At 52.4% G+C, this 24,217-nt stretch carries 17 protein-coding genes and 1 other RNA gene; 7 read left to right on the top strand and 11 right to left on the bottom strand.

Annotated features, from left to right (window positions below):
* Nucleotides 1-82 precede the first annotated feature (82 nt).
* Nucleotides 83-1,426, bottom strand: a complete 1,344-nt coding sequence (gene gdhA / locus ACMV8I_RS04355; protein ID WP_498863964.1) for an NADP-specific glutamate dehydrogenase — start codon at nt 1,424-1,426, stop codon at nt 83-85.
* Nucleotides 1,427-1,833: 407 nt separating this feature from the next.
* Between gdhA and ACMV8I_RS04350 the strand changes: the two genes are divergently transcribed.
* The 5 genes from ACMV8I_RS04350 (at nt 1,834) to ACMV8I_RS04330 (ending at nt 8,045) form a co-directional block, all read left to right on the top strand.
* On the top strand, nt 1,834-3,930 hold the full coding sequence (locus tag ACMV8I_RS04350; protein WP_498863963.1) for a sensor domain-containing protein: 2,097 nt from the start codon (nt 1,834-1,836) through the stop codon (nt 3,928-3,930).
* Between the two features lie 241 nt (nt 3,931-4,171).
* Nucleotides 4,172-4,933 (top strand): siderophore-iron reductase FhuF, encoded by a 762-nt coding sequence (fhuF, locus tag ACMV8I_RS04345; protein WP_498863962.1) that lies wholly within the window; start codon nt 4,172-4,174, stop codon nt 4,931-4,933.
* 258 nt (nt 4,934-5,191) lie between these two features.
* Nucleotides 5,192-5,500, top strand: coding sequence for a hypothetical protein (locus tag ACMV8I_RS04340; protein WP_498863961.1), 309 nt, complete (start codon nt 5,192-5,194; stop codon nt 5,498-5,500).
* 408 nt (nt 5,501-5,908) lie between these two features.
* Complete coding sequence (locus ACMV8I_RS04335; protein WP_498864715.1) at nt 5,909-7,171, top strand: MFS transporter; 1,263 nt, start codon at nt 5,909-5,911, stop codon at nt 7,169-7,171.
* A 1-nt stretch (nt 7,172) separates the two neighbouring features.
* A complete protein-coding gene (locus tag ACMV8I_RS04330) occupies nt 7,173-8,045 on the top strand; it encodes a MurR/RpiR family transcriptional regulator (RefSeq protein WP_498863960.1) in 873 nt (290 codons plus the stop codon).
* Between the two features lie 202 nt (nt 8,046-8,247).
* Here ACMV8I_RS04330 and ACMV8I_RS04325 read toward each other — a convergent pair.
* The 6 genes from ACMV8I_RS04325 to ACMV8I_RS04300 form a co-directional block, all read right to left on the bottom strand.
* Nucleotides 8,248-8,371, bottom strand: a non-coding RNA gene (locus ACMV8I_RS04325) — RtT sRNA.
* Between the two features lie 394 nt (nt 8,372-8,765).
* The gene (gene astE / locus ACMV8I_RS04320; protein ID WP_498863959.1) at nt 8,766-9,746 is read right to left on the bottom strand and encodes a succinylglutamate desuccinylase; all 981 of its coding nucleotides are present in this window, start codon (nt 9,744-9,746) and stop codon (nt 8,766-8,768) included.
* 17 nt (nt 9,747-9,763) lie between these two features.
* Nucleotides 9,764-11,107 (bottom strand): N-succinylarginine dihydrolase, encoded by a 1,344-nt coding sequence (gene astB, locus ACMV8I_RS04315; RefSeq protein ID WP_498863958.1) that lies wholly within the window; start codon nt 11,105-11,107, stop codon nt 9,764-9,766.
* A gap of 31 nt (nt 11,108-11,138) precedes the next feature.
* Entirely contained in the window at nt 11,139-12,617 is a 1,479-nt protein-coding gene (gene astD / locus ACMV8I_RS04310; RefSeq protein WP_498863957.1) for a succinylglutamate-semialdehyde dehydrogenase, read from the bottom strand.
* Entirely contained in the window at nt 12,614-13,693 is a 1,080-nt protein-coding gene (gene astA / locus ACMV8I_RS04305; RefSeq protein WP_498863956.1) for an arginine N-succinyltransferase, read from the bottom strand. The genes astD and astA overlap by 4 nt, the downstream gene beginning before the upstream one ends.
* A gap of 29 nt (nt 13,694-13,722) precedes the next feature.
* Entirely contained in the window at nt 13,723-14,934 is a 1,212-nt protein-coding gene (locus tag ACMV8I_RS04300; RefSeq protein WP_498863955.1) for an aspartate aminotransferase family protein, read from the bottom strand.
* A 674-nt stretch (nt 14,935-15,608) separates the two neighbouring features.
* Here ACMV8I_RS04300 and ACMV8I_RS04295 point away from each other — a divergent pair.
* The gene (locus ACMV8I_RS04295) at nt 15,609-16,784 is read left to right on the top strand and encodes an oligogalacturonate lyase family protein (protein ID WP_498863954.1); all 1,176 of its coding nucleotides are present in this window, start codon (nt 15,609-15,611) and stop codon (nt 16,782-16,784) included.
* A gap of 66 nt (nt 16,785-16,850) precedes the next feature.
* On the opposite strand, the gene ACMV8I_RS04290 is transcribed toward ACMV8I_RS04295, so the two are convergent.
* The 4 genes from ACMV8I_RS04290 to ACMV8I_RS04275 all read right to left on the bottom strand — a co-directional run bounded on the left by ACMV8I_RS04290 (nt 16,851) and on the right by ACMV8I_RS04275 (nt 23,136).
* Entirely contained in the window at nt 16,851-17,531 is a 681-nt protein-coding gene (locus ACMV8I_RS04290) for an oligogalacturonate-specific porin KdgM family protein (RefSeq protein WP_498863953.1), read from the bottom strand.
* Between the two features lie 65 nt (nt 17,532-17,596).
* Nucleotides 17,597-19,768 (bottom strand): right-handed parallel beta-helix repeat-containing protein, encoded by a 2,172-nt coding sequence (locus ACMV8I_RS04285; RefSeq protein ID WP_498863952.1) that lies wholly within the window; start codon nt 19,766-19,768, stop codon nt 17,597-17,599.
* Between the two features lie 89 nt (nt 19,769-19,857).
* On the bottom strand, nt 19,858-21,423 hold the full coding sequence (locus ACMV8I_RS04280) for an MFS transporter (RefSeq protein WP_498863951.1): 1,566 nt from the start codon (nt 21,421-21,423) through the stop codon (nt 19,858-19,860).
* A gap of 279 nt (nt 21,424-21,702) precedes the next feature.
* Nucleotides 21,703-23,136, bottom strand: a complete 1,434-nt coding sequence (locus ACMV8I_RS04275) for an aminotransferase-like domain-containing protein (RefSeq protein ID WP_498863950.1) — start codon at nt 23,134-23,136, stop codon at nt 21,703-21,705.
* 366 nt (nt 23,137-23,502) lie between these two features.
* Between ACMV8I_RS04275 and spy the strand changes: the two genes are divergently transcribed.
* The gene (gene spy / locus ACMV8I_RS04270; protein ID WP_498863949.1) at nt 23,503-24,000 is read left to right on the top strand and encodes an ATP-independent periplasmic protein-refolding chaperone Spy; all 498 of its coding nucleotides are present in this window, start codon (nt 23,503-23,505) and stop codon (nt 23,998-24,000) included.
* The last annotated feature ends 217 nt before the right edge of the window (nt 24,001-24,217 follow it).

Here is a 24,217-nt window from a genome sequence, read left to right as displayed (position 1 = left end):
GGTTTTCAAAACGACCAAATACAAAAGACGACAGTAAACCCATTACTGTCGTCTCATTTCCTGCTGGCTAGTTTAACACCGGTTATAAAACGCCCTGCGCCAGCATGGCATCTGCCACGTTGACAAAACCGGCAATATTCGCGCCGTGCACATAGTGGGTCTGCTTACCTTCTCCACCGTGCGACACACAGGACTGGTGAATATCCAGCATGATGTGTTGTAAACGCATGTCGACTTCCTCGGACTTCCAGCTCAGGCGTGCGGCATTCTGCGCCATTTCCAAACCGGAGGTCGCCACCCCCCCTGCATTGGCGGCTTTACCCGGTGCGAACAGCACACCTGCATCGAGGAATGCGTCGGTCGCCTGGATGGTCGTCGGCATATTGGCGCCCTCTGCCACCGCTTTCACGCCATTGGCGATAAGCTGACGGGCGGCATCAATATCCAATTCGTTCTGCGTGGCGCACGGCAGTGCGATATCTACCGGCACGCTCCACGGTTGCTGGCCGGCTAAATAGACCAGGCCACGTTCACTGGCGTACTCTTCGATGCTGCCGTAACGGTTATTTTTGATTTCAGCCAGGTGCGCCAGTTTTTCTGGCGTGAAACCGGCTTCGTCCACCACCGTACCGCCTGAATCTGACGCGGTAACCACGCGAGCACCAAGCTGCATCGCTTTCTCAATGGCGTATTGCGCTACATTGCCTGCACCAGAAACAGAAACCCGGCTCCCTTCAAATCCCAGACCGTGACGTTGCAGCATGGCGTCAGTGAAATAGACCAGACCGTACCCCGTTGCCTCTGGGCGTATCAGGCTGCCGCCAAACGACAACCCTTTGCCGGTAAACACACAAGCGGTGTTATTAGACAATTTTTTCATCATGCCTGACATAAAGGCCACTTCGCGGCCACCTACGCCGATGTCCCCTGCCGGTACATCGGTATCGGGCCCAAGATGCCGGTACAGCTCGGTCATCAGCGACTGACAAAAACGCATCACTTCGTACTGGCTTTTACCCTTCGGATTGAAATCAGACCCGCCTTTCCCGCCGCCCATTGGCAACGTGGTCAGGGCATTTTTTAAGGTCTGTTCAAAGCCGAGAAATTTCAAAATGGATAGATTGACTGACGGGTGAAAACGCATTCCACCTTTATACGGGCCAATCGCCGAGTTGAACTGCACCCGCCAGGCGCGGTTTACCTGCACCTGATTGCGATCGTCAGTCCACGCAACGCGAAACTGAATCACGCGCTCCGGCTCGACTAAGCGCTCCAGCAGGCTCTGTTCAAGGTAATGAGGATGTTGTTCCAAAAAGGGCCACAGCGAGGTGAAGACTTCGCGCACCGCCTGCAGATACTCCGGCTGGTGTGCATCACGTTGGTGTAATGACTCTAAAAACGATTCCAGAGAGGTCAAAACCTTCATTATTAATTCCTTTTACTCAGTAAATTTCCTCAACAACTTTTAAGCCATTTTATTATAAATAACAGTGAGGAGAGGGTGTTGTGCATCCTGAATATATCACTGCTTTATGTTCATCCAGCAAGACCTCTGAAAAAAAATCTTATAGCCATAAAGTTATTGTGGAATTGGCCGATACCTCCTTTCTGTTACATACGCCCTGCGAAGTAAATTGCCTTTAAGTCAGGGGATTTTCTGTGAAAGACAAAATATAAACACGTTACAGTCCAATCCTGGACGCGACTCGAACTTTCTTATGCTCACGTCTGGCTACACAACATAGCAAAATGCGTCGGGACAGACGCAAATCAAAGCCGGACCCTGGTTTGGGAGGATTCTGAACCGTGGTGGTCCGCTATCAGGCAAATAAAATGAACGAAGATTCTGATGTAATGTATCGATTGCTGGTTCAAAGCGTGGAAGATTACGCCATTTATATGCTCACGCCAGAGGGGATTATCGCCAACTGGAATGCCGGTGCACAACGCGCTAAAGGCTACCTGCATGATGAAATTGTGGGCCAACATTTTTCCTGTTTCTACACTCAGGAAGACCAAAATAAAGGGTCGCCTGCGCACGGTCTGGAAACCGCCCGCAGCATAGGCCGTTATGAAGACCAAGGCTGGCGGCAACGTAAAGATGGCAGCCAGTTTTGGGCGCACGTGATCATTGAAGCGTTGTGCGAAGCGGGTAAGCTGATTGGTTTTGCCAAAGTAACCCGTGACATTACCGAACGTCGCAACTATGAGCAGCAATTACTGACGGCTAAAGATCAGGCCGAAGCAAACAATGAGCAAATGACGGTTCTGTCGCAATTTCTCAACACGGTGATCGCCAACATTCCCTTGTCGGTCATCGTTGAAAACGCCGTCTCGCGTGAAATTTTGCTGGTCAACCGTCAGGCAGAATTATTGCTGGGGATATCACGCGACCAACTGATGGGTAAGCGTCCGCAGGATTGCCTCAAACAAGGGATCAGTGATTATCTCAATAAACAGTCCAACGAGTGCCTGCGCGCTGAGGGCCTGCACAAAAGTGAGCAACAACTGATCACGCCGATGGGTGAGCGCATCCTGCAAACCACCGCCTCGATGATAAACGGCAGCGATGCACAAACCAGCTACGTTTTGATGATTGCCGATGATGTCACCGACCAGCACGCCGCCCATACGCAAATTCATCACATGGCCCATCATGACAACCTGACCAGCTTGCCTAACCGTGTGCTGTTCAACCAGCGCCTGTATGAAGCGTTGAATTTGTCGCAATTATCCAACCGGCTCACCGCTACCCTCTGTCTGGATCTGGATAACTTCAAAAATGTGAATGATGCCCTTGGCCACCAGATTGGTGATGAACTGCTGCGCGGTATCGCCAAACGGTTACGCTTTGTGTTGCGTGAAGAAGATACGCTGGCCCGCGTCGGAGGCGATGAGTTTGCTATCGTTCTGCCCAATCTGCCGAATGTGGAAAAGGCTCATCAGATTGCTCAGCGCCTAATCGAAGCCGTCAATCCACCCATTAATATTGAAGGACACTCGCTGAGTGTCGGACTGAGCGTGGGGATTGCCATCGCGGAGAACAGTGATGATTCGGCGGATCATCTGCTGCGCTGCGCGGATATGGCGCTGTACGAAGCTAAACGTAACGGCCGCAACCGCTACGAGTTGTTCCAGGTCGAAATGGACGAAGCGGCCCGCAAACGGCGCGGCATCGAATTGGACTTGCGCGACGCCATTACCGGGCAACAGCTGAAGCTCTATTACCAGCCAATCACCGACAGTGCCCATAACAAAATCATTGGTTATGAAGCACTGATGCGCTGGAATCATCCAGTTAATGGTCTGATCATGCCGATGGATTTTATTCCGATTGCCGAAGAGACTGGGCTGATTCACAGCATCGGCGCCTTTGCCCTGCACGAGGCTTGCCACGAAGCCGCCAGTTGGGAAGGCGAACAGACCATTGCGGTTAACCTCTCGCCGGTACAGTTCAAAAATAGCTCACTGCTTTCGGTTATTGAAACCGCACTGACGGAGTCCGGGCTGGCACCGCACAGGCTGGAAGTCGAAATCACCGAATCGGTGCTGCTCGATAATAACCACAGCAACGTGTCGATGCTGGAAAAAATCAAGGCGCTGGGCGTACGCATTGCCCTGGACGACTTTGGCACGGGTTATTCGTCGTTAAGCTACCTGCGTTCATTTCCGTTCGACAAAATCAAGATTGACAAGTCTTTTATCAATGACATGCATGAAAGCCGCGAAGCCCTGGCGATTATCCGTGCTATCACCGGCATGAGCCGCAGCCTGGATATTCAAATCACGGCAGAAGGCGTTGAGACGGGCGAACAGTTCCGCCGCCTAAAAGAAGAAGGCTGTTCACTATTCCAGGGCTATTTCTTTGGTCGTCCACAACCGTCTGAGACACGGTTGACCGGATTTTTACCCGTGGATTTATCACTCTAGTCTGTACTAGTAGCACCCTACAAATAAGGAATTTAATGGGCTGGTAAAAGACTGATTTATTTCGCTTATTTGGTGATTATCTGGCCGGACAGGTCTGCAAAGCATGACTTACTCTGCTCTGCCGCATTGCAGGATAAATGACGTCGCCAATGCCAATACAAATAGAAATCATTACTATTTCACTTTATTTTTGGTTACCCTGTTTTCATTAGCATGATTTATAGAATCTTTTCATAAAGCGATGATGCAGACGATCCTGAGCAGTTTCCGCGACACCCCAATAAGCTGGGTTGCCGACAGTTTCAAACCGATGACGCCCCTGGTGACAAACGCCCTGCCAATGTCCTTGCTGACCACCGTCGAGGGCTGCAGCCGTGTGCTCAATCATTATCTGTCTTTGCACGCGGATGACGCAGCCCAGACAGAAAAGCGCCGCGCACGCATTTCTATGTGGTCTCAGTGGTATTTCGCCAACCTGCTGCCGAGCTGGGTGATCGTCTCTCTCAGTCACGGCTGGCAACTGCCTATCGCCGCAGAGAATGTCTATCTCTCCCTGCAGGACGAGGGGCTGCCGAATCAGATATACCTTGACGGCCCCGGCGAAAGACTGCTGTCTATGCAGCCGATGGCGCGCTTTGACCAGATGATCGAACAGCATCTGCGCCCGGTATGTCAGGCGCTGGCCGACATTTCCGGCCTGAAACCAGGAATTTACTGGAGCAACGCGGGGATCCGCGTCGGCTGGGGTATTAAGCAGGCTGAACTGGTCAATGCCGATATCTCAGACGGCATGGCGCTGCTTAATGCCCGGGAACTGCATTACGGCGGCAAAAACCCGCTGTATCAGCCTATGCGTCCGGAAGATCCGCAAGATGAAAACAGCACGCAATTTCGCCGACAGTGCTGCCTGCGCTATGAATTAGCCGACCACGTTATGTGCCCTTCTTGCCCCTTATTGCTTGCAGAGCGCAAATCCGGAAAAAAAAGAAAAAGCCCGGCCTGAATTAAGCGTTGTGATCTCCGGCACTTAACTCGTGTAAATCAATAATGCCTAAGCTTATGTGAAAAAAACATTGGCTATTAATCGAAGGAAATTATAAGTATTAAGTCATAAGCCCCTAAATAATTCGAGTGGCATCAAGCTGGCCACTGAATAAACTCCCTGGAGCTTACATGAGTAAGTGACTGGGGGTAAATGAAGACAGCCAACGCAGAAGACACTTGAAAGATGACGGGAATAGACCAACGAGGTATTCACTCTATGACTATCAAATCGCTGGCCTCAGCTGTGCTTGCCACACTGTCGCAACCCATTAAGCGGGTATGGAGCATGTTAACCGGCCAGCAGCAGCCTCTCCGAGCAAGGATTGTTCAACGTTATGCCATTCCCTCATCGCGCACTTTTAGCGTGGCGGAAGGTTTCTTCGGTTTTATCCCGATCAACGCTTACGAAAATGAACGATACATTCTTGAAGTTGCCTGCGACGACCAGCAGTATCAGGTGGAAGTCCCGCGTAACTATTATCAGAACAGTAATATCGGTGATGGTATCGATATTCATACCCTATAAATATCCCCTGCAATCCATGCTCCTGGGATTCATGAGATTGCCGCCTTCCTGCAACTTGAATTATTTTGGGTAGAACGATGTAAAAGGCATATCCAGCCCTTTATAAAAACAGGCTGCCCCTAAAAGGAGCAGCCTGTTTTTTTGCCTGTACCCGCCCTATCTCCTCTAAAACGTCGCCTGCTCCACATCTTTCGCTTTTATTTTGTTCAAAACATGAAAACAATTGACATTAATTCAGCATAAATTTAGAAAATTGTTTACATGATTATTTCAACACCCACTTACGCTTATAAAAAACGATCTTCACCACTTTTGAGGTAGCTAATGAGCAGTTCCGGGAATACAACAGCACACAACCCAAACACCCCATCGCCAGCGGTCAGCACCAGTCAATCACGCAGAGCGCTGATGGCCGGTTCGGTCGGTAACTTTATCGAATGGTATGAATTCGGCGTTTACGGTTATCTGGCAACCCTGATCGCCGGTAACTTCTTCACTCTCGAAGGCCAGAGCGGCATGACAGGTTTGCTCCTCACTTACGCTTCATTTGCGCTGGCATTTTTCTGTCGCCCGATTGGCGCCATCATCTTTGGCCGCATTGGCGATCGCATTGGCCGCAAACCGACCCTGATTGCGGTGGTCTTGCTGATGACTTTCGCCACCGCGCTCATTGGTTTGTTACCGACCTACGCACAAATTGGCGTCGCCGCACCGTTGTTACTGACGCTGCTGCGGATGCTCCAGGGACTGTTTGCCGGTGGTGAATTTGGCGGTGCAGTATCGCTAATGACCGAGTTTGCCCCGAAGGGCAAACGCGGCCTTTACGGTGCCTGGCAGTCATTCACCGTCGCGCTTGGCCTGCTGACGGGCGTTGGCCTGGTGGCGCTGTTAGTACAAACCCTGCCCGCAGAACACATGAAAGAGTGGGGCTGGCGTATTCCCTTCCTGCTGGCACTGCCGATGGGCTTGGTTGCCCTCTGGCTGCGACTAAAACTCGATGAAACACCAAGTTTTCAGGCAAGCCAGCAAACGCCGGTCACCAGCAAAAATACGGCGGATGAGAAAGCTTCAACCACTGCCACACTCAAAGCCATCGCGTTGGGTATCGGCCGCATGATGGGCTGGTCCGCAGGCGGTTACACCTTCCTGGTCGTCATGCCCTCTTATCTGCAAACCTCGCTGCACGCCACCTTCCTGCAGGCGCTGGTTGCCACGGTGCTGGCAAATATTGGTTTTGCACTGGCTATCCTGCCTGCCGGGATCCTTAGCGATAAAATTGGCCGTAAGAAGGTAATGATCATAGCGGTGCTGGCTGTGATTATTCTCAGCTTCCCACTGCTGCATCTGTTGCAGGACACAGGGAGCAGCCTGATGACGAAAGGGATCGCGGTACTGATCGCCGGTGCGGCCATCGGCATGATTGCCGGTCCCGGCCCGGCGATGCTGGCGGAAATGTTCCCAACCCGCGTGCGCTATACCGGTCTTGGTTTGTCCTATTCGCTCTCCAATGCGATCTTTTCCGGCTGTGCAGGACTCATCATTACCGGTTTGATCAAAGAGACCGGCAATCTGGATATTCCGGCCTATTACGTGGTGGGAACCTGCATTGTCAGTCTGCTGGCGCTAATGACGCTGCGCAAAGATGACCACCTGCGCGATCTGGAAAAATAATATGAATGTTTTTTCAGGCGGTCTGGGGCTGGAAGCCCGTTTGCGGGCGCTACAGGGCAGCTTTTCACAGGCTGAACAGCGGGTGATCAACCTAATCGCCGCAGATCCACAGCGCATCGTCCACATCAGTGTCACCGCGTTGGCGAAACAGGCAGCAACCAGCACCGCCACCGTGGTGCGTGCCAGCCGTCGTCTGGGGTTTGACGGCTATCCCGCACTGCGCCTGGCACTGGCCGCAGAACTTTCCCGCGACGAGACAAAGTCATCCTCACCGCTGGTGGCCGACATCACCGATCAGGACAGCCCGCAGCAGATCCTGCAAAAGCTGCTGGCATTTGAAGTTGAAGGGGCGACGGCGACGGCAGAGTTAATTGCCAGCGACGGGCTGGAACAGGCGATAAATGCCCTCAGTCAGGCCAGGAGGATAGATGTCTATGGTGTCGGGGCTTCGGGGCTGGTTGCGCAGGATTTCTGCCAGAAGTTGCGGCGGATCGGCATTGCCTGCCAGACCTACGGCAGCGGAGATGAAAGTCTGGTCAGTGCCTGCCTGCTGACCTCCATGGACGTCGCGCTGGCTATCTCCCATTCCGGCGAAACCAGCGAAGCGGTAGATGCCCTGCAACAGGCCAAGAATGCAGGCGCTTTTACCCTGGCGATCACGGCGAATGCCCGTTCTCCACTTGCACGCAAAGCCGACTGTATCTTACTGACCAGCGGCCGCGAACTGGGTTTTCGCGCCGCCGCCATGGCCAGCCGTACCAGTCAGCTGTTGATCATTGACTGTCTGTTTATTGGCGTCACTCAGCGACTACCCGCCGCGCGCGATGCACTGCAACGCACCCATGAGGTGGTGGCAGCTAAACGGCGCAGATAATCGCTGGCGGGCTACATTGTCGCTATTAACTCTTCAACTTCAGGGTCAAGACCTTGGGTTGCCACCCAAACTGGCCTCAAGGGTGGCTTATCGCCACCACCCTTGAGAATCCCGGGCTCTTTTAAAAATAGCAGCTGCGCAGGTCACAATGGCCGTGTTTCAGATATCTCAGTGATAGCCGCAAAATGTCATCGCTCCGCGATGCTCGGCTGCGGGTTTACTCGACCTTTGGCCTCGCCCTTCGGGCCGTCGCAGTGCGACGTTGTCTCGCTACGCTCGGCTTAAGCCAACGGTAAGGATGTTGTCTCGCCACCGACTTGCCGGTGACATTTTGAATGCGGCCGAAGCTTTTCTAAATTCAAAACCCACACCCCATCCCCACCTTCCCCTCGTGAGAGGTGAAGGAGCAAACCGAGTGCTGTTTTAAGAGCCAAGGCCGCATTCAAAAATGGCGCTGAATGAGCGGTGAGAAACGGCGAGTGGGTTTATTGCGAGCTGGTCCGAACCCGAAGTGAAGGGACCGCCTAAGCGGCGGCATTTGGCGGCTATAACAACGGTGACTGAAACACGGCCATTGTGACCTGCGCAGCAGCTGTAATTCCATGAAAAAAACGCAGGATTGTCAAGGGTGGCGTTTACCACCCTTGACCCGGTGTGGGCCGGCGCCCACGACCTTGAAGTTGAAGTTGAATCTGAGTTGAAAAAATTTCCAACGCTTTATCAAAAGCGCTCCAACATCAGTCCAGCCCTGAGTCCCACCGCTACTGAAGCATTCGGGAAAAGGACATATTCCTCTGCGGCTTCAACCCGGTAAACCTTACCGGCCTCTTGCGCAATCACAAACCCCTTCGGGTATGGGGTAAAGTTGAGTGCATCGGCGGGAATATGCAGCTGGAATGCTTCCTGCGAACGGATAACATCCTGCGTGACGCGGTAACTTTTCATAGGGACAGCAGACTGCCTCTCTGGCAAAGGGACATCGCTAACCAGTGCTTCCAGCGCATGGCGGATACCCGCGAACTGCTGGTGGTCATTGCTGCCAAACGGCCGGGCTTTGCCGAGCTCCAGCGTGCAACTGTCGGCGAGAAACACTTCGCTGCTGAAATGCGTAAAGGTGCCACCGGGAGATCGGTGAAAGACCAGTGCATCCAGTCCGGCGGCGTCCAGCCAACTGAGCATCTCCGCGTCGTGCGGACGGATCTGCAATGGCAGTAAACCAAAACGCACATGCAGCGAACCGCGGATCGCAGTATGCAGATCATAATGAAAACGCCGGGTGGCACCGGCGGCGGAAGATGTGCGGTAAAACAGCGCCATTATCTGCTCAAGTTGGTGCGCACGGCCGGTTTCACCGTTCGGGCAATAGCGCGCATGACGACCACCGAACATGCGGTTCATGTCGGCATCCACAAAGCGCTTATTCATCCGCATCGACGGAGGATTGCCCAACAACACCAGCAGCCGCACCTTCAGCAGTCGCACGCCGCTCAGGAGTTCAGACACCAACTGATTAAGCAGTTCGATTGGTGCAGTTTCATTCCCGTGAATACCGGCTGAAATCACGACCGCACTGTCGCAGGCATGGTGCGGCGAAAGCTCAAGAATGCCCTCGCCCCGCCATATCCAGTCAAACTGTGTCGTCTGACCGGTGGTGACCGCAGGCGGTTCACCACTCAGCGTCTGGCTTAGAAAATCAAACATAGATACTCCGTGTTAACTCAGCGCTGGAACGGGTAAATAGCGCCCAAACCCAGGATCAGCGTCAATTCATCCAACGCGTAGCGCACTTCGGTCAGCAGTTGCGGATCGGCCAAATCTTTGGCCTGCATGCGGTCACGGTAATGCCGGTCTACCCATTGATTGAGACGGGTAAACGACACGTCGTTGATCAGCGAGCCGTCATTGACTGCGGAGAGTTCAGCGCGGTTCAATGCCACCCGCAGACGTAGACAGGCAGGCCCGCCGCCGTTACGCATACTTTCGCGCAAGTCGAACACTTCTATTTGATCGATCGGCCCACCACTTTCCTGCAATTCGCAGAGATAACTCCACACGCCAATGTGCTGACGGGACTCTTCCGGTACCACGATCATCATCTTGCCGTCGTTCTTACTCAGCAACTGGCTGTTAAACAGGTAGGTCGCCACCGCATCGTCAAGCGACACCTTGCTCTGCGGCACCGCGATGGGCTGAAAATCCAGCTCCAGCGCAGCCATTTTGTCGCGGATCTCACCCAGCGCATGGTCAGAATTGAGGAATGCCTGCTGATGGTGAAAGAGGACGTGGCGGTTGCTGACACAAATCACGTCGTTATGAAACACGCCGCGGTCAATCGCTTCGGGGTTTTGCTGCACGAAAACCGTACGTATCGGGCTGAGCTGATGCAACCTCGCCACGGCTTCACTGGCTAAGCGGGTCTGACGCGCGGGATAGCGCACCGGCTCGTTTTCACCGGCCACCAGCCCGTCGCGGCCATACACAAATACCTGCACGCCAGGCTGGTCGTGATCGCCACACAGCCGGTTATGGTTGGCAGCACCTTCGTCGCCCAATGCAGCTACCTGCGGCAGCGCATCATGATGGGCAAAGTGCCCCTCGTGCTTAAAGGTGGCGCGCAAAATGGCTGAGGTAGTATCGGCTTCGATCGCCCGGTGAAGCTTGTTATTGAGATTGGCGACGGTGAAATGTGCGCGTCCGTCAGCGCTGTCCGCAGAAGGGGAAACCGTCGCGGCGTTCGCTACCCACATGGATGATGCGGAACTGAGCGATGAAAGCAGGCGTGGCGAGTAAGCCTGCGCCTGTGCCAGCACCTCACGATCGCTGCCGCCAAATCCCATCTGGCGCAGCGTAGCTAAGTGAGGTCTCTCATGCGGTGGCAGAACACCTTGAGCAAAGCCGAGATCGGCCAGAGACTTCATCTTCAGCAAACCCTGTTTAGCCGCCAGTTTTGGGTTCGCAACCGCATGCTGATTGCGTGTCGAGGCCTCGTTACCGAACGACAAACCGGCGTAGTGGTGCGTCGGCCCGACCAGCCCGTCGAAATTTGCTTCACATCCTGACATTCGTCTCTCCTTGTGCATGATGTAATGGCATTCAGACGCGGCTGAAATCCATTCCAGGTGACAACGTCACGGGAAGTTCCAACTTGTCACTTTCCAGTGATGCCATCGGCCAGGCACAGTAATCTGCGGCATAATAAGCGCTCGGGCGGTGGTTTCCGGATGCCCCGATACCACCAAAGGGTGCATTACTCGAAGCACCGGTCAGCGATTTATTCCAGTTGACGATCCCAGCGCGGGCTTCGATCAACAACTGGTCAAACTGCCGACGCTGATGAGAAATCAGCCCGATTGCCAGGCCGAAGCGGGTCTGATTGGCCAGTTCAATGGCCTGGTCGAAGTCAGTGTAGCGAATAACGCTGAGCAGCGGCCCGAAGTACTCTTCGTCCGGCACGCCTGATACACCGGTCAGATCGATAATACCCGGTTTAAGTAAGGTACTGTGTGGGTCCGGGCGTATCAGCGTCAGTAACTGTTTGCCGCCAAGCGCAATTAAGTCGTCCTGTGCTTTAAGCATACCGCGGGCGGCGGCATCGGAAATCACTCCGCCCATAAACGGCTGAGGTTGATCGTCCCAGTGACCAACAATCAGTGACACCGTCACTTCCACCAGCCGTTGGATAAATGCATCCCCCGCTGCACCCTGCTTAACCAGCAGGCGCCGCGCGCAGGTGCAGCGCTGTCCGGCGGAAATAAATGCCGACTGAATCGTCAGGTTCACTGCCGCATCGATATCCTCCACAGGTTCAACGATCAGCGCATTATTGCCACCCATTTCCAGGGCCAGAATTTTCTCCGGCTGCCCGGCCAACTGTCGGTGTAATTGATAGCCGGTCCCTGCGCTGCCGGTAAACAGCAAACCGTCGATCTGCGAAGACGCCGCCAGCGCTTCACCGGTGGAGCGTCCGCCCTGTACCAGGTTGAGTACACCGTCAGGCAGTCCCGCCTGTTGCCATAGTTTTACGGTCTCTTCCGCCGTTTTGGGCGTCAGTTCGCTGGGTTTAAATACCAGGGTATTACCCGCCAGCAACGCCGGAACAATGTGGCCATTGGGCAGGTGTCCGGGGAAATTATAAGGGCCGAACACCGCCAGTACACCGTGCGGACGATGACGCAAGACGGCTTCACCGTCGGGCATTGGTGTATGTTTTTCGCCGGTTCGCGCCTGATTGGCTTCGAGCGAGATCGCCACTTTGCCGATCATCGCCTGAATTTCTGTTAACGTTTCCCAGTGTGGTTTGGTGGTTTCGAGGCTGATCACTTCCGCCAGGCGATTTTTATGTTCGGTGAGTAATTCGGCAAAGCGGCCGATCACCACGGCGCGCTCGGCCAGTGTTTTACGCGCCCAGGCAGGGAACGCATTACGTGCAGCGGCACAGGCAGACTCGACATCTTCCGCGCTGGCACACAGCGCAGACCACAGCGCGGCGTTATCAGCCGGATTCGTTTTCTCCAGTAACGTACCTTTTCCGCTACGCCACTGGCCTTCTATAAACAGTGCGGGATGCATCATGCGGGGCTCTCCTCCATGCTTGAATCGGTGTGTTGGTCAATTAAGGGTGCCGGAGAGGGAAACAGCGCCACAGCGCGGAGTTTATCTCCGGCAGTAACACCCAGTTCCAGAGCAGTTGCAGCATTAATCTTCAGGTCATTCAGTAACTGCCCACCCGGAACCAGTGCCGCACGAAACACCTGATAGTCTTCATTGGCAACCAGGTAGAGCGGTGCATCTTCCTCAAACGTTTGCTCACTGATTTTTACGGTCAGCAGACGGCTGTTTTTCACCGCCCGCAAGTCATCAATTTCACCTTCCAACGTCGGACCGCCGTCGAAAATATCCACGTAGCCAGCGTAGCGCAGTCCTTCACCTTCCAGTACGGTGCGGGCCGGTGCGGTTTGCGGATGCACCTGACCAATCACTTCACGTGCTTCGGGGCTGAGCAAATCGGTATAAAGAGGGTGTTTCGGCATCAGCTCAGCGATAAAGGATTTTTGCCCCATGCCCGTCAGGCGGTCAGCTTCGGCGAATTCCATACCAAAAAAGTGCCGCCCTACGCTGTCCCAGAATGGCGAATGGCCGCTGTCATCCGACATACCGCGCATTTCCGCAATCACTTTGCTGGAGAAGTGTTCGCGGAACGCCGCCATAAAGAGGAAACGGACTTTCGACAATAACTGGCCGTTCTTGCCATGGCGTTGATCGGGGTCGAGAAACAGCGTACAAAGTTCGGTATATCCCGTGTGATCGTTGCTGAGAAACAGCGTCGGTACGGGTTTATAGATGTTCAAACTTTTAGAAGCGTGCACCAGCGTGCCAAGACGGAAGTTGTACCAGGGTTCACTCAGCCCCACCGCCACTTCGATGGCGCTGACACCGACCACCTGCTTCAGATCGGTATCTTCCAGCACAAACAGATAGCCCTGTTCAGCTCTGCCCAGCCGCCCCTCCCAGGTGGCCACTGAGCGCTCAATGCGCGTGCGCAGATGTGCCTCATCTTTTGGCAAAGAGGTTAAGCCGATGCCGGTTTTGCCTGACAACTGCAGGATGTCGGCGAGATCGCCGGGCCGCACAGGACGTATCAACATCATGGTGTTTACCTCGTTAACTGAGTTGGATCTTACACACAGAGGCGTTTTACCGCGCGTTCGAGTCTGTTCAGGCCTTCTTCAATATCGGAACCCGGAATGATCAGCGACGGCGCAAAACGCAGTACATCGGGACCGGCGATCAACGCAATCACCCCCTCCTCAGCAGCCAGAGTGTTGAGCTGTTTAGCCTGACCGACATAACGTTCGCTCATTACGGCACCCAGCAGCAATCCGGCACCGCGCACTTCACTAAATACGTGGAACTGATCGTTAATGCGTTTCAGGCCATCAATAAACCACTGATGACGTTTCTGCACGCCGTTCAGCACTTCGGGCGTATTGATAAGCGCAAATACCTTGCCCGCCACCGCCGTCGCCAGCGGGTTACCGCCGTATGTTGTACCGTGGGTACCCGGCTGGAACAGCACGGCGTAGCGATCCAGTGTCAGCATCGCACCGATCGGGAAACCACCACCCAGCGCTTTGGCGCTGGTCAGGATATCCGGCACTACGCCGTAGCACTGATAGGCGTAAAGCTCACCGGTACGACCGACACCCGTCTGGACCTCATCGAAAATCAGCAACGCATGATGTTTGTCGCACAGTTCACGCAGACCTTGCAGGAAGTGGGCATCGGCAGGCAATACGCCACCCTCGCCCTGAATCGGCTCGACGATCACCGCGCAAGTGCGGTCAGAAATTTGGCTGGCAACGGCGGCCAAATCGTTAAATGGCAGATGGGTAATGTCCTGCGGCAATGGCGCGAAATCTTCGGAGTATTTTGGTTGTCCGCCCGCGGTCACGGTGAACAGTGTGCGTCCGTGGAAAGCATTGTTGAAAGCAATGATCTCGCTCTTGTTGCCGCCCAGTTTACGCCCATACAGACGCGCCAGTTTCAATGCCGCTTCGTTGGCTTCCGCCCCCGAATTACAGAAAAACACTTTGTCAGCAAAGGTGGCATCAATCAGTTGTTTCGCCAGACGCAACACGGGTTCGTTGGTATAACCGTTACCCAGATGCCAGACTTTATCCGCCTGCTCCATCAACGTTTTCTTGATCTCCGGGTGCGCGTGGCCCAACGCATTGACCGCAATGCCGCCGGCGAAATCGACATAATCTTTGCCCTCCTGGTCCCACAACCAGGAACCGTCACCGCGAACCGGAATAAAAGTGGCGGGTGCGTACACTGGCACCATCCAGTCATCAAAGTTTTGGCGGCTGACGTTTTGTTGTTGTTGCATATCTACCTCAGAGTCAAAGGGGGTCGGACTGCTGCGAAATTGTTATTTTAAAGTTAAAAATTCAACTCTCTTGGCTTGATAATAGATTGCACCGTTCGTGCCAGCAAAGGAAAAAAATGCATAAAATTGACCAGACCATGAAAAAACAATGAGTTAAAAATGACAGCCATTCACTTAAAGTGCATAAAAAATGAATAATTTAAATAATTCCCTTTCAAAGCATGAAAACCATTCGACTGAATATGCAGGCATAAATTTTCTAATTTTTCGCTCAGGAATGTGATCGGCGGCATGCAGAGATAATGCGCAACGCAATGTAATGCACCGTTTCAGGGCGATGGGTGCACTTTGTTTGTGATGTTGCGTTCAGGTTTATGGGGTAATGGCTCAGCATGTTCGGCAGATTGCTGTTTCATTGTATTGATTCCGGTTTCGGCTACGGAACTTCGTTGATAAGAACTGCCCCTCTCTGACCTGCATTGATCTGCGTTACCCCCTTGATAGAATATTTTTGCGCAGGTGAAAAACGTGATCAACCTTACATTTCCGGCAGGGTCTGCCGCCAATCCCTCACGCCAAGTGGTAATGTGTTTTTAATTTAATGAAATAACATTTCAATTAATAAAGCGAAGCCATTCTAACGGCTGATTTTGTTGCCACTTATGAGGTGAATCATGGCGAAAGGCTCTCAGATTCAATTCAGTTTTCATACCGTTCAGGATCCCCGGACCGGTGCGTGCGTCACACGTCTGACGCCTCCCGATGTACTCTGCCACCGTAACTATTTCTATCAGAAATGTTTTACCTGCGACGGCAGCAAGGTACTGTTTGCTGGCGAATTTGACGGACATCGCAACTATTACCTGCTGGATCTTAGCACCCAGACAGCGGTGCAACTTACCGAAGGCACAGGCGACAATACTTTTGGCGGATTCCTTTCCCCGGACGATCAATACCTGTACTACGTCAAGAATGAACGCCGTTTGCAAAGGGTAAAACTGGCTGATTTCAGCGAAGCCACTGTGTATCAGGTACCGGAAGAATGGGTAGGATATGGGACCTGGGTGGCAAACAGCGAATGTACGAGTCTGGTGGGGATCGAAATCAGCCGCGAAGACTGGACGCCGCTGTCAGACTGGAAAATTTTCCAGGAGTTCTACCACAGCAATCCGCATTGTCGCTTGCTGCGGGTAGATTTACTGAATGGTCAATCTACCGTGATCCATGAGAAGAATGAATGGCTCGGTCATCCGATTTATCGTCCGTTCGACGACAGCTCCGTCGCGTTCTGTCACGAAGGTCCGCACGATCTGGTCGATGCGCGTATGTGGCTGGTTAATGAAGATGGCACTAATGTGCGCAAGGTGAAAGAACATGCGCCGGGCGAAAGCTGCACGCACGAGTTCTGGGTACCGGATGGTTCCGCACTGATGTATGTATCCTATCTGAAAGGCCAACACGATCGCCATATTCGTCGCTTTGACCCGCAAACGGGCGAAGATATCAGTCTGATGACCATGCCTGCGTGCTCACATCTGATGAGCAATGAAAACGGCTCGCTGCTGGTGGGTGACGGCTCGGGGACGCCGGTCGATGTGAAAGATACGGCCAGCCATACCATCGAAAACGATCCCTGGCTGTATATTTTCGACGCCAAAAACCGTCAATATGCACCGCTGGCGGCGCATAACAGCTCATGGCGCGTACTCGATGGTGACCGTCAGGTGACGCATCCGCACCCTTCATTCTCGCCGGACGATCGTCACGTACTGTTCACGACTGATTATGAAGGACTACCGGCGCTGTATCTGGCTGAAATTCCTGACGCCCTGCTCAGCTTAAATCGATAAACCCAAACGCCGGTCAGCATGAACGGACCGGCGTTGATTAACCAAAGTGTTTATCAGATATACTCGTCAAAAATTGTATTGCACACCTATGCGGAACCGCGTCTGGCGTTCATCTGTGGTTTTACGCACCGAAACATTGCCGACCTCAGCGTAAGGTGTCCATTGCTTATTAATATTATAAGCGACTTTTAAATCCTGCTCGTAATCCCACTTATCATTATCGTATAACACTTGATCACTGTGTTTATAAATATAGTTATATTCAAAGCGCCAGTCAGCCAGACGATAACCCAGCCAGAATTCACCACGATTTGTTTTACGGTCTTCGGTATTTTCTTTGGTATAACGGGTATATTCATAGCGATAACGGGCATTAAAATAAATCCCGCTATCAAACGTATATCCCGCGGTCAGATACGGTTTGTAGATACTGCTGTCCGAGCTGGACTCCAGCGTAAAACCGGGTTGCAGGAAGAATGCCGGCGCCACCTTATACTGATAGCTAATGGTGCTTTCCGTTCCGTTATCTACCAGGTTATTAAAAGGTTTATTTTCATTGTCACCGCCGGATTTCCACTTGGATTCCAGCGAGAAACCAAATCCGTTATCAAAACGGTGGGATATTAGCGCCCGGTCTTTATTTTGCTTACTGTCATCGAGCCATTCATGTCGCAAATCGATCGTCACAGCCTGACTGCTGGCGCTAGCCAGCAGCAGACCGCAGAGCAGCAGTCTGTTATTTTTCATGTTTTATTAATCCCAAAGATATTGATCAGTGTTTTTATAAGTAATTTATAGAACGTGTTTTTACTTCATTTATTTATTTGCAAGAAATCCTTATAATCGAATTCACCATCCGGTTTATGCAACACCGGGTTTGGCAACTTAAGTGTTCTAAAATTATCAGGCTTTATTTTTTTCCCCGCTTTATTCACGCTTTTATGATCCATATAGAAATAATTACTGTTATCCACATTGCCGCTGACCGCATCGTCATACTTGCCTGCCGTGGTGCGCAACGAAATATTGTCTTTGAAGTCGCCCTGCTTGTTTGCGGTAGTGTAAGGCGACGGACGAAACAGGAAGTTGAAGCGTTTGTTGTCCACCGCGTGGTTACCCTCAACCACCAGTGCGCCAGGGTTGAAGTTGTCGGTGAAGCCGTCCATGCCGTTTTCCACCGCAACGTTATCATGGGCGACGTGCGCGACGGGGAGTCCTTCGCCACCGAGTTTGAAACCGTTGCTGCCGTTGTGGACGGACAGACTGTTTTCAATGGTGACGCTGCCGTTCGGGCCGTCTTCAATCTTATTGAACAGGTCAAAACCGTCATCAATGTTGTCGTGGGAATAGCAATTCACCAGCCGATTTCCCTCGCCCACGCGCATTTTCACCGCAAAACCGTCGGCATTCTTACGCCCGGGATCTTGATTTCCCCAGGATTCTGAATTGCTGATCAGATTATGGCTGGCCCACAGCGCGCGGCCGATACCGTCTGGTGATGCCACCCAGATGCCAGTGTCGTCGGCGTTATGGGCCTTAACACGGTCGATATGGTTGAAACTTCCGGCAATGTGAAAGCTTTTCTGCGTGACGGTAATGCCCTGAATATTCCAGTAACTGCCATCGAGTTTCAGTCCGTTGAACACCACGTCATCGCCCTGTGCGCGCAACGTTTTCATGCTGTTTTTCATACCGCTGGCCGTCGCCGGGATCAGGCTGGCCAGATACTCACCGTCAGCAACCCACAGGGTCCCACCTGGTGCTAAAAGATTGACTGCACTGGCGAAATCCAACGGATGTGCATGTGAACCGTCGTTGCCTGCCTTGCCCTGTGGCGAGACATAAAGTTCATCAGGATTGCTAACCACCGCCATGCGGATCGGGAATTCCTGCTTCAGGATCTGACCGTTTTCCGGCGTAAATGTCACGTTCAGCATGGCCATTGGCTGATCGATATTGAACGGCACGGTAACCACTTCGCCGCCGCGCACGTTTTTTTGTCGCAGTAACGACTTGCCGCCCTGTTCGATCTGCAACTGACCACCACCGTTGGTGCGCAGCTGGAATAGGCTGTCACGGCGTGCGATCACCGGAGATGACATCACTTCGATGCGCGCTTTAAGTGACGGCGTCACGTAAAGCGCAGACGGCTGCGTATGCGCTTCACTGAGCGCCAGCTTAGCGTGGTTCACGGTGATACTGGCATTGCGCGAGGCGAAGAACCCGACGTAATAACCGGTTTTATCAAGCTGCGTGACAAGGTCCGCCCCTTCAACGGTTTTGCTTGTCCACTGGTCGCTGCCCTGCGGCGCATAGGCGACATTAAAGCCGGTGTCAGTGCGGGTCAGCCGCAATAAAAAATGTTGAGATGTGGTGAGCGGATGATAGCCCTCACGCAGAATACCGATACCAGTATTGCCCCAAGGTTGCTGCACACCCTGCCTTACAATCAGCGCCACCGCCGGCGGTTTATCACCGATCGCCATCACGCTGTTCATCACCATGTTGGACGCCGCCGGTAATTCTTCAATGCCCGGTTTAGTTACCAACTGGCGTGGTGCGCCTAAAATATCGCGCACCAGTAATCCGGCACCTTCCTGCCCCGCCGGTTTCGCGCCGTTTTCGGGGCCAAACTGATTAAGCGTGATATCGGCTTCCAACTGGAAGTTCACATCCACCGGTAAGCGCGTGTAGAAATAAGTTAATCCATCGTGGCTGTTGCCCACTTTCCCACCGCGGCTTTCAATGGTAAATGGCGTGGTCAACGACGCACCGGCTTTCGGGATGTTTTTCCCGTCGGCCAGACGCGTTGCGTTCATGCCGACTTTTTCCGGTAAAACGTTGGTGGCGAAATTGATATCGGTTGACTGACCAAAAGTGATGCTGTGCCAAATCAGACTGCTGGCGGCAGGCAATGCGGCAGCCATGCCATGTGCGCTCACTCCGAGAGACAGCGCGACAATAAACAAGTTACGTTCCCACATAGTCGTTCTCATCTTAAAAACGTAAGGCGTCACTGGCCGGTTTTCCCGGCCAGTCGATAAGGTGGTTAATCAGGTGGTAAAGCTAAGGTTTACCGGTGTTGCGTGGTGCCCACCATGGGCTTCGGCTTGGTTAGCTCAATAGCTGGCGTATCGAAGATTTTGCGGCAGACTTCACTATTGCCCCAGCATTGTTCGTATGGATAGCCAATCAGTTCTTCCATCACCACGCGTACATCCGGTTGAATCCCGCGGATCTCACCGCCGGCTTTGATGCGCGCGACTTCACCGAGGACAACAAGGTGCGTTTTGCGGTTTAATTTCATCTGATTACTGAACACCATGGCCATCAGGGCCAGCGTGATCACCCCGATACCGAACACCATCGCGATCGCCATCACGGCGCTTTCCGGTTGGGTATGTGATTTGGACTGGAAGCCGTAAAAGCTGAGGATAGCACCCATCACGAACACGATGACCGAACGCGTCAGCTTACCCGAGAAGGTCATTGCGCCAGCGTAGATACCTTCGCGACGACGGCCAGTGAAGGCCTCATCAATGTCCGCCAGGAAGGTGTAAACCGTCCAGGGAATGTAATACACGCCACCGGTACCAATACCAAAGATCACGGTGATGGTCAGCATCGCAGCCGTTGCATACTGCTGTGGCAGATGCAGGAAGTGCAGCAAGCAGTAACAAGCGACAGAGAACACAACGATGCTCAGCGCCAGAATATAAGGCTTACTGAAACCGTGCTTCACACAAATACCGATAAAGATTGCAGTAGAAAACAGTTGCAGAATCGAGTTCAGGCTGCTGAGTCCGGCGACCATGGTCGGGTCATATTGCAGTACGAAAATGATGAAGTAGGTGAAGGCTGAAGCAAACAGCCATTCCGCGCCGAAACCACACAGGTACATGCCCAAATGTTTACGGAATACGCGCAGGTGAAAGGTTGATTTCATGTCGCGAAACAGCGTGAGCATGGTTTTGCCCAGGCTTTGTTTCTTATCATCAACCGGCGTGGTTTCTTCGGTCGGCCGTTCCCATGAAGATAAATACAACATGCCGATGGCAACACATAAAATCACGCCATAGGTCAGCGCAGTGTAGAAGAACGGTTCGGCGGAATCTTTACCGTAGATCAGAATGAACTGACCGGGGATGAACGCGGCGAGGAAGTTCGCGACTTTACCGAAAATTGCTTTGTAACCGGTCAGCTTGGAGCGTGCAGAAAAGTCAGTGGTCATTTCCGTCGCGAGGGTTTCATACGGCACCATCACGGAGGTGTAGATCAACTCGAACACGACATAGGTTGAAAGGTAGTACCAGAAACCAAAGCCTTCGACCCACAGCAGCGGGTAAAACATCATCAGCGGTATGCCGAGCAGGATGAAGAATCTACGGCGACCGAAACGTTTGCCAAGGCGCGTTTTACCGAAGTTATCGGAAAGGTAACCCATCAGTGGGTTACTGATCGCATCGATAACGCTCGCAACGGAGAAGATCGCCGCTGCCTGTAACAATGTTAGACCACAGAAGGTGGTGTAGAAGTAAAGCAGCCAGATACCGGCAATGGCCAGCGCTCCGCTGCCTAGTAAATTACCACCACCATAGGCCAGCTGATGTCTGAATAAAATTGGTTTTTCTGCGTTCATTATTTTTCCCGCCCAGAGAGTGACTTAATATTTATGAACCGGTGTTTTATTTTTTTAGAGATAACGTTTTATATAGGCGAGATTGATGAATAGATGTGAATGAGTTCACATTTGAAATAACAGACAGATAGTTGAACGTGTAATTTGTGAGGTGATTATCATTCTTCTTCAAAAAAAATAAAATAACCAAGGTTATCATTTTAATTGAATTAATTCACAGACTACCTATTGCAAGGCGAGCGCTTCACCGGGTCGCGACTCACAGAAATATAAGGAAGCTTAAGTTCTCAGCTCCTCATTCACCAGGTTAGCCAGAATCTCTACAGCCCGTGAGGTATGCGGCCCCCACTCAAAAGAGGTATTGATGCGTATGCAATGACGATAACGGTCGTCGACGGCGAACATAGTGCCAGGCGCAATGCTAACACCTTGCGCCAGCGCCCGTTGATAGACTCTGGCTGCATCGACTTTTTCGCTTAAATCCAGCCACAAAAAGTAACCGCCTTCGGGTTGGCTGAGCGAAACGCAGTCAGGAAAAGCATCAGTGATAGCATTGACCATCGCCATCATACGCTGCTCCAGTTGTCGCCGCAGACGGCGCAGATGAGTTTCATACCCGCCTGGCGGTCCTCCTTTCTGCAAAAAGTCAGCCAATGCCAGCTGTACCGGCACGCTGGCTGACAAGGTACTCATCAATTGCAAGCGCTGAATATGTTCAGCATAGGCGCCTGCCGCCACCCAGCCCACCCGGAAACCAGGCGCCAGACATTTAGAAAACGACGAACAATGCAGGATCTGGCTACGGTTCTCTGACGCCTTAAGCGGCATTGGGCGCTCTGTGCCGAAATAGAGCTCACCATAAACATCATCTTCAATCACCGCCACACCGTGGGCCTGTAAGATAGCCACCAGGCGCGATTTCTTCTGCGGCGACAGCGTACATCCCAGAGGGTTCTGGAAATTCGACATCAGCCAGCAGGCTTTAATCGGATAGGTGTTGAGAGCCTGTTCCAGCGCATTAAGATCCATCCCGGTGCGCACATCAGTCGGGATTGCCACTGCTTTCAGCTTACGCCGCTCAATGGCCTGCAAAACACCATAAAAAGCCGGGGACTCAATAGCCACCCAGTCTCCCGGTTCGGTCACGGCCTGTAAACTTAGCCCCAAAGACTCCATCGCACCCGACGTAATAACGATTTCATCAGGCGCCACTTCCATGCCGTTCTGCGCGTAACGCTGGGCAATGCTGCGGCGCAGCTCTTCATTACCGGGAGGCAGATTGGCCATGGCGCTGTGCGGTGACATACGGCGTACCGCGCTGGCAAGAGAGCGCGCCAAACGGGGTTGAGGAAAGAGGGTTGGGTCGGGAAAAGCCGAGCCGAAAGGAACTATTGATGCATCCTGTCCGGCTTTGAGAATATCGAAAATAGCATCGTTGATATCCACCTGTTCGGCGGCGTGTAATGTTTGATCAGATTTACGGCTCATAGTCCGCATTTTACGCGGCGCAACGTAATAACCTGACTGAGGCCGGGCGACAATCAGTCCCTGACTTTCCAGCAATTGATACGCCTGTAATACGGTCATCAGACTCAGGCCCGACTGTTTGCAGCTCTCCCGTAGCGAAGGCAGTTTGTCTCCGGGTAGCCAGATTTGAGTATCAATCTGGCGACGCAAGGTTTGGGCGAGGGTTTCGTAACGGGTTAGGGCCATAATTCACTTCACTGTTATAGATAGTGTTAATACAATGCTAACTATTATAGGCGCAATGGTTACTTCAACGCGTGTTAAACAGAATGACAAGGGTCAAATAGTTTCATTCTCAGTGTCTGGCACTGATTCATTAAACCTGATAATGTTTTGAAAATGACTTCCTGTTAGGAATAGTCTCACTGAATGGCAGGATTTTGTTCGCAAGCTTACGCTTTCTAAACATTTTCTCCACGATTGTCTGAATATCGACACCACGCCTTTCACTCTTTTACAACTTCCTCGTATTACTATTCATTCATGAGTTTAGACTTTCCTTCGTCAACACGAAACGGGCGACGTGCCTGAAATTTTATGAGGAATTAAATTATGCGTAAACTTACCGCAATGATTGTGGCTTCTACTCTGGCTCTTAGCTCTGCGTCTTTCGCTTTCGCCGCTGAAACGACTCCGGCCCCTGCCGCAACAGCCCAGGGTAAAATGATGCAACATAAAGGCCCGCAACGTATGAACCCATTCGCTGGCCTGAATCTCACTGAGCAGCAAAAAACTCAGATGAAAGAGATCATGAAAGACAGCGGCCCGCGTCCTGACCGCGCCGCGATGAAAGCGCAGATGGACAATATGCACAGCCTGGTCACTGCTGATAGCTTCGACGAAGCCAAAGTGAAGTCACAGATTGACACCATCACTCAGGCGCAGTCCCAGCACATGCTGGATCGTGCGCGCGCTGAGAACAAAATGTATAACTTGCTGACACCTGAGCAGAAAAAACAGTTCAATGAGAACTACCAGAAACGTGCTGATAAAATGGGGAAAATGCACGAACACAAACCAGGTCAGGCAGCCCCTGCCAGCGCTGAATAATCGTTAACCTGAGTTTGTATGACGGCCAGCTATGCTGGCCGTTTTTTTATGTTTACCGCCCACTTCACCGTTTTGCACCGCCTCCTCACTGAAAGCACAAACCTCATCACACTTCTGCCGTTTACTTATCGCCAATTACTCCGAAAACACTATTTTTAAACAGAAAGTCAACATCACAGCAATGTATTTCCTTTTGCCCTGCCGCAGACCCTTTATT

Origin of the sequence: Ewingella sp. S1.OA.A_B6 (assembly GCF_049889095.1) — a bacterium.
Taxonomy (GTDB): Bacteria; Pseudomonadota; Gammaproteobacteria; order Enterobacterales; family Enterobacteriaceae; genus Ewingella.
Note: the sequence above shows the minus strand (reverse complement) of the source record. Positions and strands in the feature narration are given on the sequence as shown.